The organism is Nonomuraea deserti (assembly GCF_004348685.1).
Lineage (GTDB): Bacteria > Actinomycetota > Actinomycetes > Streptosporangiales > Streptosporangiaceae > Nonomuraea > Nonomuraea deserti.
Genome location: NZ_SMKO01000057.1, coordinates 39,005 through 49,430 on the forward strand (window position 1 = coordinate 39,005; position 10,426 = coordinate 49,430).

The window sequence follows — 10,426 nt, forward strand, 5'->3', positions numbered from 1 at the left end:
GCACGTATCCCTGACGGACCGACCAAACCATGCACGGACCGACCAGACCATTGACGGGCTGACCGGATCACTTACGGACGGGACACGTCACCGGCGGGCTGGCCAGATCAATCACGAACGGAACACGTCACCGGCGGACGGATCAGAGCTCAGCCGGGTGGATCCCGGTGAGGTCGGCGGCGAGCTCGCACCACACCGTCTTGCCGTCCTCGGCCGGCGCGACGCCCCACCCGGTGGACAGCAGCCTGACGACGTGCAGCCCCCAGCCGTCGCCGGGTCCGGGCTCGCGGGGCCGGGGCAGCCCGGCGCCGGCGTCGCTCACCTCGATCCGCACGCTCGACGCGTCGGCCCGCATGCGGAGTGAGGGCGGGCCGTCGCCGTGCACGAGCGCGTTCGTGACCAGCTCGGACACCACCAGGAGGACGTCCTCGTGCCGCCCCTGGTAGCCGCGTGAGGCCAGAGCCTCGCCGACGATCTGCCGTGACGCCGTGATGCTGCCCATTTCCTCGGGCAACCGGGTGTCCACGATGTACGGCTGCGCCTCCTTGCTGCCCATTCCTCTGCTCTCGGGGGGTCTCGTGCGGCCGGTCGGCCGTCCGTTGAACGCGGTTCGTCACGTTGCGCCGTTGAGCAGTCTCCCACGAGTCACCATCCCGCGCGCGGCGGGGGGCGCGACCGGCCGTGAGCCGGCCCGCGCAGGTGTCGCCGGCGGGTTCGGTAAGCGCGTGTATAACGCGGGTAATGCATTGGTAGGGTTGTCCGGAAAAATGCGGATTTGGACAGGTGGGACAGGTGGAGGTCGAACAAACAGCACTGCCCGGCATCGGTCTGCGGCACGACTTCACGACGCGCAAAGGGCAGCGGGTCGGCATCGTGTCTCACCGCACCGGGCGCCGGGACCTCGTGATCTACGACAAAGAGGACCCCGACGCCGTCTGCCATACGGTCAAGCTCAATGACGAGGAGGCGGACACCCTGGCCGAGCTCCTGGGGGCGCCGCGCATCGTGCAGCGGCTCAACCAGCTGCACGAGCAGGTCGAGGGCCTGGTCAGCGTGCAACTGCCGATACCGGCGGACTCCCCGTACGTGGGGCGCCCCATGGGTGACGCGCGTGTGCGCACGCGTACGAGCGCCTCCATCGTGGCCGTCGTGCGCGGCGGGAAGGTTTTCGCCAGTCCTGGACCCGACTTCGTCTTCACCGGCGGTGACGTCGTGGTCGTCGTCGGCAGCGAGGACACCACCGCCGAGGTCGCCGGCATTTTGGCAGAAGGGTAGGGCCGCGGGTGCACCATACCGCGATCCTTTTCCTCGAATTCGGTGCAGTACTGCTGGGTCTCGGAGTGTTGGGCGCGCTGGCGTTGCGCGGCGGCATCTCCCCCATCCCCCTCTATCTGATCGCCGGTCTGGCGTTCGGCACCGGCGGCGTGCTGCCGCTGGCCACCAGCGAGGAGTTCATCTCCGTCGGCGCGGAACTGGGCGTCGTCCTGCTGCTGCTGACGCTGGGCCTGGAATACAACGCCGACGAGCTCGTCACCAGCCTGACGAGCAACGCCCGCGCGGGCATCGTCGACCTGGTGCTCAACGCGGCGCCGGGCGCCATCATCGCGTTACTGCTGGGCTGGGGGCCGGTCGCCGCCGTGGCCATGGCCGGCGTCACCTACGCCACCTCATCGGGCATCACCGCGAAGGTGCTGTCGGACCTCGGGTGGATCGGTAACCGGGAGACGCCGACGGTCCTGTCGCTGCTGGTGTTCGAAGACCTCACGATGGCGGTCTACCTGCCGATCCTGACGACCATGCTGGCCGGGCTGAGCCTGGTGAGCGGGGCGATCTCGGTGGGCATCGCGCTGCTGACGGTCAGCGTGGTGCTGGTCGTGGCGCTGCGGTTCGGGCGCTTCATCGAGGCGTTCGTGTCCAGCCCCAACTCCGAGGTGTTATTGCTCAAGGTCGTCGGCCTGGCCCTGCTGGTCGCCGGTCTCGCCCAGCAGCTGCAGGTGTCGGCGGCGGTCGGCGCGTTCCTGGTCGGCATCGCGCTCTCCGGCGAGCTGGCCGAGGACGCGCAGGCGCTGCTGGCGCCGCTGCGCGACCTGTTCGCCGCGGTGTTCTTCGTGTTCTTCGGCTTCCAGACCGACCCGGCGAAGATCCTCCCGGTGGCCGGGCTGGCCGCGCTGCTGGCCCTGGTCAGCATGGTCACGAAGCTGCTCACGGGCATGTACGCGGCCAAACGGGCGGGCATCGCCAAGGCCGGTCAGGCACGAGCGGGCATCGCGCTCATCCCGCGCGGCGAGTTCAACATCGTCATCGCCGGTCTGGCGGTCGGCGCGGGCGCGCATCCCGACCTGGGAGCGCTGGCGGCGGCGTACGTGCTGATCCTGGCCGCGTTCGGGCCCCTGGCGGCCAAGGCCGTGCAGCCCCTCATCACCGCCATCGCGAAGCGAGCCTGATCCGCTAGCTTGTTCGCATGGCCCACCCCACAGAGAAGACGGTCTGGTCCACGGACTGGGACACGCTCGAGATATCCAGCGAGAGCCACCACCGGGTTCTGTTCCAGGACGTGGACATGACCGAGCTGGTCGACCACGGATCCTCGTTCGAGGAGTGCCATTTCAGCAACGTGCGGTTCAACGTGTCGGAGCACACCGACGCGAGGTTCCTCAACTGCACGTTCACGCGGTGCTCGCTCTTCGACGCCACGTTCACCGGGTGCAAGCTCACCGGGAGCGTGTTCGACGGCTGCACGTACGGCCTGCTCAAGGTCGAGGGCGGCGACTGGTCCTACACCCGCCTGGCGGGGGCCGATCTGCGGGGCAGCACCTTCCACGGCACCCGGCTGCGCGAGGCAGATCTGGCGGGCGCCCGGCTGGAGCGGGCCGAGCTGCGGCGGGCCGACCTGACGGGGGCGTCGCTGCGCGGCGCCGACCTGACGAAGTGCGACCTTCGCGGCAGCGACCTCGGCACGTTCGACCCGCGCACGGTCACGCTGACGGGCGCGATCATCGACCCGTTCCAGGCCACGGTCGTGGCCGCCGCGCTGGGCCTCGACGTCCGCGAGTGAGCGGCCGCGAGGTCAGCCGTGCACCGCGTGGAGGCCGCCCGGCACGCGGCCCGTGAGGCGGTCGAGCGCGTCCGCGGTGTCGGCGCCGGCCGGCAGGTGGACGACGATGCTCTGCTCGCCGTCCGGCAGGTCGAGCGTCTCCCGCGACAACCGCAGCTCGCCGACGCCGGGATGCGTCACCCGCTCCACCGGCACGATCGGCGTCAGCGGCGGGGCGGCGAACCGCGACGTGAACGCCTCCCCCGCCGTGAACGACAGCTCGGAGACCAGGTCGTCGACGTAGAGGTCGTCGTAGCCGCTGACCAGCTTCAGCAGGGCGGCGTGCTCGGCCGCGACGCGGTCCCACTCCGGGTAGGCGTCCCTGGCCCGCTCGTCCTCGAACACGAATCTGTGCACGTTGGGCGGGTCTCCGTCCAGGAGGCCGAGGGGCTCGAAGAGCCGCGCGTACCCCTCGGTGTGGGCGATCACGTCACCCAGCCTGTTGAGCACCGCGGCGGGGGCGGGCTCCAGCCGGTCGAGCAGCGCGCGCACGGTGGGGCGCACGTCGCGGGAGGGCGCCTGCCCCACCGCCATGCACAGCGCGACGCCCCCGCCGGCCACCTTGGCCAGGTTGCGCAGGTGCAGGCGTTCCTCCTGCGTCATGCGCAGGGCGTCGGCGAGCGTCACGAGCACCTGCGTGGACGGGTTGCGATCGCGCCCCTGCTCCAGCCTGGTCAGATATTCGACGCTGATGCCCGCCACCGTGGCCAGCTCGGACCTGCGCAGCCCTGGCGTGCGCCGCCGCGGGCCGCCGGGCAGCCCAACGTCGGCGGGTTTGACGGCCTCGCGGCGGGAGCGCAGGAAGGCGCCCAGCTCGTTGTCGCTCACGCCCTCGAGTGTACGGAAAATCCGTTTGGCCCCATCGTGGCCCCGGCAGGGCCAGTCTCGGCACGGTCTCCCTCGACCGCGCCGACTCCGGGAGGGTGGTGCGCATGACGTCCACGACCCGATCGAAAGCCGGAGCACCGCCCGTCCGTGCCAGGAGGGTGCTCCCATGATGCGTTACCGTCTGCTGGGCCGTAACGGGCTCAGGGTCTCCCAGCTGTTCCTCGGCGCGATGACCTACGGCGAGGCGTCCCCGGAGGTGCGGCGCATCTTCGACATGTACGCCGACGCCGGCGGCAACGTCGTGGACACGGCCTCCATGTACGGCGAGAGCGAGAACGTCGTCGGCGAACTGCTCCAGGGCCGCCGGGACCGTTACGTCCTGGCCACGAAGTACACCGGCACCATCGACGGCACCGACCCGAACGCCGCGGGCAACCACCGCAAGAGCCTCGTCCGGTCGCTGGAGCAGAGCCTGCGGCGGCTGCGCACCGACTACGTCGACCTCTACTGGGTGCACGTCTGGGACCGGCACACCCCGGTCGAGGAGACGATGCGGGCGCTGGACGACGCGGTCAGCGCGGGCAAGATCCTCTACGCCGGCGTCTCCGACGCTCCCGCCTGGGTGGTGAGCCGGGCCAACACGCTGGCCGAGTGGCGCGGGTGGACGCCGTTCGCCGGGTTGCAGGTGCCGTACAGCCTGCTGTCGCGGGACGTGGAGCGGGAGCTGCTGCCGATGGCGCAGGCGTACGGGGTGAGCGTGGCGGCGTGGGGGGTGCTCGCGCGCGGGGTGCTGTCCGGCCGCTACAACGCGCCAGGCGCGGCGGCCTCGCGGCTGTCCCCCGGCTCCCTCACCGAGCGCGATCGTACGGCGGCGCGAACCGTGATGGAGGTGGCCGCCGAGCTGGGCGTCACCGCCTCGCAGGTGGCCATCGCGTGGGTGCTGCGGCGCGGGGTGCACCCGATCCTCGGCGCGAGCAGCGCCGAGCAGCTCAAGGACGACCTGGGGGCGACCGGGGTGGAGCTGCCCGGCGAGGCGGTGCGGCGGCTGGAGTCGGCGGTCGACTTCGAGCTGGGCTTCCCCGGCGACTTCATCGGCGAGGTGGACCGCAGCCCCGGCATCTACGGCGACGCCGTCGACCGCCTCGACGGCCGGTGACCCCGGTCAGCACAGCGACATGGCCGTCTCCCACAGGCCGGGCAGCCTGGCCAGCACGCGGTCGGCGCGCCGCCTGCGGTCGGCGAACGTCTCCGCTCCCAGGTCCGCGAGCAGTTCCAGCAGCCCGTCCTCGTAGCCCCGCTCCCCCGCCGCGGCCCGCTTGGCCAGGCACCGCGCGTAGGTGGCGACGATCCAGAAGACGGCCTCCCTGTGCAGCCCACGCGCGATGAGGTCCCGGCTGCCGTCGACGGCGACGGGCCTGGCCTGGGCGGTGATGTCCGAGTCGAACCGGTACGCGGGCGCCCGCACGGCCGCGGCCGCGTCGAACACCGTCTCCAGCGCCGCCAGGTGGCGCTCCACCCGCGCCGCGCCGAGGCCGGCGCAGCCCAGCCAGTCGAGCAGGGTCTCGTGGACGTCCAGCCGGCCGTGCGCGGCGAGCAGGTCGCGCACGGCCGCGTACCGGCGGCGGACGGTCGGGTTGCGCAGCCCGGCCACCAGCAGCACGTGCGTGGTCACCCCGGTGCCGAACAGCCAGGTGGTGACCTGGCCGGGCAGCGGCGCCGACGCGTCCATGCCGCCGAGGAACGCGCGCACGCGGTCCATCGCGCCCGCGCAGCGGGCCGTCGTCCACGGTCGCGCGGCGAAGTCGCGGGCCACGACCCGCTGGATCGCGCTCAGGCGGCCCGTCGGGTCGGCCAGCACGCACGGCAGGTGGAAGCTGCCGGCCAGGTGGTAGTCGCCCAGGACCTCGTCCGCGGACCCGATGCCCGGCAGCGAGGAGACCTCGAGCAGCACGCCCTCGTAGGCGAACTTGCCCGGCCTGACGCCGGGGTCGGCGATCAGCATGACGTCGACGTCGGAGGTCGGGGGCAGCTCGGCGCGCGGGTCGCCCCACAACACCGACCCGGTCAGGAACGCCCCGCCGAACCCTGGCAGCCTGGCGCCTTCCATCTCCACCCATCGCCCGGCGACCTGTCTGGCCTGCTCATTGAGCATCCGGCTCCTCTCCTCCGGGTCGGCGGCGCGCGGCCCTGAGCGCGACGACCGCGCCTAGCACGACGAGCACCGCCATCGCGCCCCAGATCCAGGCGGGCACGCCCGACGACGCCGTGTCGGAGGAGGCGGCCGTCGAGGCGGCGGCGTCCTGCCCGCTCGCGGTGGCGGGCCCGGAAGAGGCCGGCTCAGCGGAGGCGGGAGCGGAAGAAGGCGGTGCGGACGAGGTGGAGGCCGCGCCCTTCACGGTGAAGGGGATCTCGCCCTCGATGGGGTGGCCGTCGGAGGAGACGACCCGCCAGGCGATCACGTACGGGCCGGGGGCGAGCGGCCGCGGCACGGCGGCGGACACCTTCGGCCCGTCGAGCCGGGGCTCGCCGAGCCCGACCTGCTGGCCCGCGCCGTCGCGCAGCACCACGAACGGGAACTTGACGGTCGCGGTGTATTCGAGCTCGATCTCCTCGACCGCGGACACCTCGGCGTCCTTGGCGGGCGAGCTGCTCTTGAGCTTGTCGTGGGCGTGGGCGGGCGCGGCGGGAAGGGCGAGGGCGAGCAGGCAGGCGAACGCGGCGAGCGCCGCCTTGCGCAGGCGTGATGCGCGGATGGTGGATGGCGGGAATGCCATGACAGGTCTCCAGAAAGGGTCTTCCGGACGACCGCGCCCGTGGCGCCGGCGTCCGGATGCTGGCAGGGCGGCGGGTTTCAGCGTGAACGCTGGGCCTTTACGGGCGGGCCGCGCCTGCTGACCGTTCCTGAGACGGTCTCTCCCGCGTACGCGGGGACGTCGGGGGTGGGGGGCCGCCATGACGGCAGGGCGACCTCCACGGGGGCGGCGGCGAGCAGCCGGATGACCGGCGGCGGCGTGGCGTACAGGCGGATCATGAGCCACAACGCGCGCTCGCCGCGGTGCAGCCACCACGCCGTCAGCGCCGCCACCGTGAGGTGGACCAGCGCCATGCCCGGCCCCGGGTGCGCATGCGCGAGCTCGGGCCCGGGTGCGGGGGCCAGCCGCTCGAAGAGCTGGTGCAGCAGCATCTGGGTGCCCGCGGTCGCCGCGAGCACGGCGACGGGCCCGCGCTCGCGCCCGTCGATCAGGTAGGCCAGGCCGAGCGCCGCCAGCACCGCGGCGCCGTGGACCGGGAGCGGCACCGGCCCGCCGCCCGCCAGCGCGTGCCCGCCCGCCGACACCGCGCCGCAGACGGCCGCGAACACGACGGCCCGCGCGAGCCGCAGCCCGGACGCCGCCGGGAGCGCGGGTGAGGACGGAAGGGGCACAGCCGCCATCCTTACACAGGGGCCGGCCGGTCCCGCGTTCTCACCGCCCGCGGCGCATCGCCGGCCGGACCGTCACGCCCTGGCGGTCCCGCTTCCCACCGCCCGGCGCCTCGCGGGGCCGGGCGTCAGGCCCTGGCGGTTTCGCGCAGCGGCCGGCCCACCTCGTGCAGGTGGCGCAGTGCCTGCCCCCATGACTGGAACAGGCCGCATTCGACGTAGTCGATGCCGAGCGACTCGCAGTACTCCCTGACGATCGGCTGCGCCTTGCGCAGGTTCGCGGTGGGCATGCTGGGGAACAGGTGGTGCTCGATCTGGTAGTTCAGGCCGCCGAGCGCGGTGTTGACCAGGCGGCCGCCGCGGACGTTGCGGGAGGTCAGCACCTGGCGCCGGAGGAAGTCCAGCTCGTCCTCGGCGGTGAGCACCGGCATGCCCTTGTGGTTGGGCGCGAACGTGCAGCCGAGGTAGACGCCGTAACACGCCTGGTGCACGGCGAGGAACGCCAGCGCCAGGCCCGGCGGCAGCACCAGGAGCAGCGCGCCCGCGTAGGCCAGCACGTGGCCGGTCAGCAGCAGCCCTTCGAGCTTCCTGTTCTTCAGCGACTTCCTGCGCAGCGCGCGGAAGCTCGACGCCTTCAGGTTCAGCCCTTCGAGGGTGAGCAGCGGGAAGAACAGGAACGCCTGCCAGCGGCCCACGAACCTGGGCAGCCCCTGGCTGGCCTCGACCTGCTTCTCCGACCAGAGGAGGACGTCGGGCGAGACGTCGGGGTCGTGGTCCTCGTGGTTGGGGTTGGCGTGGTGGCGGGTGTGCTTGTCCATCCACCAGCCGTAGCTGAGCCCGATGGCCAGGTTGCCGGTGATCAGCCCGGCGATCCTGCTGGTGCGCCGCGAGCGGGAGATCTGCCCGTGCGCCAGGTCGTGGGCCAGCAGGGTGACCTGCCCGAACGCCATGGCCATGAGGACCGCGACGGCGAGCTGCCACCACGAGTCGCCGACCCAGGCGAACAGCGCCCAGCTTCCCGCGAACAGGCCGGCGACCAGGGTGATCCTGGCCGCGTAGTAGCCTGGCCGCTTCTTCAGCAGGCCCGCCTGCGCCATACGGCGCGACAGCTTGGCGAAGTCGCTTCCTCTCTCTCCTGATGGCCGGGCACGGGACGTGTCCACCACAGTCAAAGTCTTCTCCGATGCTGATGCGTCGTACGGGGATTACGTAACAGCATCGCGGACAATGCGACCGGGTGTGACCCCCGCTGTCACCCTTTCCCGCGGTAGGGCAGGCCCTACCACGGACGCCGGAACGACGCCCCCGCCGCCTGGGCCTGGGCTGCCGTCACCTTCGGGGTGGGGCGGGCGGCGGGGACGCCCGCCTCAGATCGGCTGCTCAGATCGGCTGCTCAGATCGGCTGCTCAGATCGGCTGCTCAGATCGGCTGCAGGGCCGGCACCTCCTCGGGCGCGGCGGCGTCGCCGTAGACGTGCAGGTCGGGGCGGAAGGCCCCGAGATAGGCCGCCCTGTCGCGGAACGTGGCGGCCAGCGCGTCGCCGTAGTCGATGAGCTCCCTGTGCGCGTGCCTGCGGGGCTCGTAGCGGGCGTAGAGCAGCCGGTCGAGCAGGTCCTGGTCGCCGCCGGCCGTGCAGATGACGTCGGCCAGGATCTCGGCGTCGTGCAGCGTGTAGCTCATGCCCATGCCCGTCATCGGGTGGCAGGCGAAGGCGGCGGATCCGAGCAGCGCGGCGTTGCCCTTGTGGTAGGCGGCCACGCGCAGCGACGAGACCTTGATCCGCTGCCAGGTGGCGGGCTGCAGGGCGTTGAAGGCGTCCGAGCTGTCGGTGACGAACCTCTTCAGCGTGTCGATGAGGACGGGGATGCCGTCCTGGAAGATCTCCTTGTCGTCCTCGGGCGGCAGGCCGACGAACACCCTGGCCTGGTCCCTGTTGAGCGGGTAGAGGTAGGCCAGCCAGCCTTCGGAGCTGAAGTACAGCCGGTTGAGCTGGGCGACGCTGGCGGTCAGCGGCACGGTGGCCACCCGCATCAGCAGCCGCTCGTACGGCATCGTCTGCTGCTCGATGTCGAGCGCCCGGCGTACGGCGGACTTGGTGCCGTCGGCGCCGATCACGACGCCGGCCTTGAGCGTGCGGCCGTCGGAGAGCGTCAGCTCCTCCACCTGGCCGTCGCCGATCGCGATGTCGTCGATGCTGGTGCCGAACCAGAACTCGACGCCCTCCATGGCGCAGGAGGTGTAGATGAGCTCGACCAGCTCGCGGTAGGGGCGGATGAGGAAGCCGCCGTCGGGGAAGCGGCATTCCCTGATCGGGTCGCCGTCGTGGTAGTAGCGGATGGTGTCACGCCTGAGGCCATGGCGTTCGACGAGGTCCGCCAGCCCGTGACGGGCGAGCACGCGCTGGCCCGGGGGCTTGAGGAAGTCGGCGCCCGCGCTGGGGACCGAGGGTCCCTGCTCGATGACGACGACGCGCTGTCCGCGGCGGCCCAGTAATAAGGCCAGGAAGCAGCCGCCGAGCCCGGCGCCGACGATGGCCACGTCGCACGATGTGGTTGCCATGACGAGAGCCCTTCTGAAGGTGGAACTAGTTCGTGGGCCCGCGGGTGCCGGCGAGCGGGCCTGTTTCGGCCGCCCGCGGCAGCGGGACCCGGCCCATCCGGGTGTCCACGGGGGAAACCGGCTGGGCGTCCGGCTGGAGGGCCGGAGGGGTGGTCGTGGGAGGCGTGCGGGTCTCGACCGGCAGCAGCGCGTCCGCCTCCGCCGCGACGGTGGCGAGGGTCATGCGCAGTTCGAGCAGGAGCTTGCGCGGCACCTTGACCATGACGTCGCCCGGGTCGGGGCGCATCCTGGTGATCTTGGTGAGGGCCAGCGCGCCGATCAGCACGGAGATGGCCACGCACAGCGCCAGCGCGCCCGCGAGGCCGGCGAAGGGGCCGGTCATGAACGGGTGGTCGATGACGACCGACACCACGGCGACGCCCACGGCGCCGCCGACCATGCGCGCCATGGTGGCCGAGCCGACGGCGGAGGCGTACTGGCTGTCCCTTAAACACATCTGACGCTCCCGACCACTAGGCGAGTGT

The 10,426-nt window shown here is 72.0% G+C and carries 12 protein-coding genes; 4 read left to right on the forward strand and 8 right to left on the reverse strand.

The annotated features are described in order from the left end of the window. Positions 1 to 142 precede the first annotated feature (142 nt). Positions 143 to 556, reverse strand: a complete 414-nt coding sequence (locus E1292_RS21755) for an ATP-binding protein (RefSeq protein ID WP_132597062.1) — start codon at positions 554 to 556, stop codon at positions 143 to 145. 236 nt (positions 557 to 792) lie between these two features. Here E1292_RS21755 and E1292_RS21760 point away from each other — a divergent pair, with 236 nt between their 5' ends. From E1292_RS21760 to E1292_RS21770, 3 genes are all read left to right on the forward strand, one after another. After that, entirely contained in the window at positions 793 to 1,275 is a 483-nt protein-coding gene (locus tag E1292_RS21760; protein WP_132597063.1) for a cation:proton antiporter regulatory subunit, read from the forward strand. Positions 1,276 to 1,340: 65 nt separating this feature from the next. After that, the gene (locus E1292_RS21765; RefSeq protein WP_246090255.1) at positions 1,341 to 2,444 is read left to right on the forward strand and encodes a cation:proton antiporter; all 1,104 of its coding nucleotides are present in this window, start codon (positions 1,341 to 1,343) and stop codon (positions 2,442 to 2,444) included. A gap of 17 nt (positions 2,445 to 2,461) precedes the next feature. Then, positions 2,462 to 3,055 carry a pentapeptide repeat-containing protein gene (locus E1292_RS21770; RefSeq protein WP_132597065.1) on the forward strand — a complete coding sequence of 198 codons (594 nt, stop codon included), beginning with the start codon at positions 2,462 to 2,464 and terminating at the stop codon, positions 3,053 to 3,055. A 12-nt stretch (positions 3,056 to 3,067) separates the two neighbouring features. Here the strand turns inward: E1292_RS21770 and E1292_RS21775 are convergent, their stop codons facing one another. Continuing rightward, positions 3,068 to 3,922, reverse strand: a complete 855-nt coding sequence (locus tag E1292_RS21775; RefSeq protein ID WP_132597066.1) for a helix-turn-helix domain-containing protein — start codon at positions 3,920 to 3,922, stop codon at positions 3,068 to 3,070. A 169-nt stretch (positions 3,923 to 4,091) separates the two neighbouring features. Between E1292_RS21775 and E1292_RS21780 the strand changes: the two genes are divergently transcribed. After that, a complete protein-coding gene (locus tag E1292_RS21780; protein ID WP_132597078.1) occupies positions 4,092 to 5,078 on the forward strand; it encodes an aldo/keto reductase in 987 nt (328 codons plus the stop codon). Between the two features lie 6 nt (positions 5,079 to 5,084). On the opposite strand, the gene E1292_RS21785 is transcribed toward E1292_RS21780, so the two are convergent. From E1292_RS21785 to E1292_RS21810, 6 genes are all read right to left on the reverse strand, one after another. Then, the gene (locus tag E1292_RS21785; protein WP_132597067.1) at positions 5,085 to 6,074 is read right to left on the reverse strand and encodes a hypothetical protein; all 990 of its coding nucleotides are present in this window, start codon (positions 6,072 to 6,074) and stop codon (positions 5,085 to 5,087) included. Then, positions 6,064 to 6,696, reverse strand: a complete 633-nt coding sequence (locus E1292_RS21790) for a copper resistance CopC family protein (RefSeq protein ID WP_165974665.1) — start codon at positions 6,694 to 6,696, stop codon at positions 6,064 to 6,066. The genes E1292_RS21785 and E1292_RS21790 overlap by 11 nt, the downstream gene beginning before the upstream one ends. A 77-nt stretch (positions 6,697 to 6,773) precedes the next feature. Continuing rightward, positions 6,774 to 7,346, reverse strand: a complete 573-nt coding sequence (locus tag E1292_RS21795; protein WP_132597069.1) for a hypothetical protein — start codon at positions 7,344 to 7,346, stop codon at positions 6,774 to 6,776. A gap of 125 nt (positions 7,347 to 7,471) precedes the next feature. Next, positions 7,472 to 8,440 (reverse strand): fatty acid desaturase family protein, encoded by a 969-nt coding sequence (locus E1292_RS21800; protein WP_132597079.1) that lies wholly within the window; start codon positions 8,438 to 8,440, stop codon positions 7,472 to 7,474. Positions 8,441 to 8,762: 322 nt separating this feature from the next. After that, the gene (locus tag E1292_RS21805) at positions 8,763 to 9,902 is read right to left on the reverse strand and encodes an FAD-dependent monooxygenase (protein ID WP_132597070.1); all 1,140 of its coding nucleotides are present in this window, start codon (positions 9,900 to 9,902) and stop codon (positions 8,763 to 8,765) included. A gap of 25 nt (positions 9,903 to 9,927) precedes the next feature. Further along, positions 9,928 to 10,398: a hypothetical protein gene (locus tag E1292_RS21810; protein WP_132597071.1), complete on the reverse strand. Its 471-nt coding sequence runs from the start codon at positions 10,396 to 10,398 to the stop codon at positions 9,928 to 9,930. Between the last annotated feature and the right edge of the window lie 28 nt (positions 10,399 to 10,426).

Coding starts and splice junctions, on each gene's coding strand:
- E1292_RS21770 (WP_132597065.1), top strand. CDS start 2,462: ATGGCCCACCCCACAGAGAAGACGGTCTGGTCCACGGACTGGGACACG.
- E1292_RS21785 (WP_132597067.1), bottom strand. CDS start 6,074: ATGCTCAATGAGCAGGCCAGACAGGTCGCCGGGCGATGGGTGGAGATG.
- E1292_RS21800 (WP_132597079.1), bottom strand. CDS start 8,440: ATGGCGCAGGCGGGCCTGCTGAAGAAGCGGCCAGGCTACTACGCGGCC.
- E1292_RS21805 (WP_132597070.1), bottom strand. CDS start 9,902: ATGGCAACCACATCGTGCGACGTGGCCATCGTCGGCGCCGGGCTCGGC.
- E1292_RS21780 (WP_132597078.1), top strand. CDS start 4,092: ATGCGTTACCGTCTGCTGGGCCGTAACGGGCTCAGGGTCTCCCAGCTG.
- E1292_RS21755 (WP_132597062.1), bottom strand. CDS start 556: ATGGGCAGCAAGGAGGCGCAGCCGTACATCGTGGACACCCGGTTGCCC.
- E1292_RS21790 (WP_165974665.1), bottom strand. CDS start 6,696: ATGGCATTCCCGCCATCCACCATCCGCGCATCACGCCTGCGCAAGGCG.
- E1292_RS21810 (WP_132597071.1), bottom strand. CDS start 10,398: ATGTGTTTAAGGGACAGCCAGTACGCCTCCGCCGTCGGCTCGGCCACC.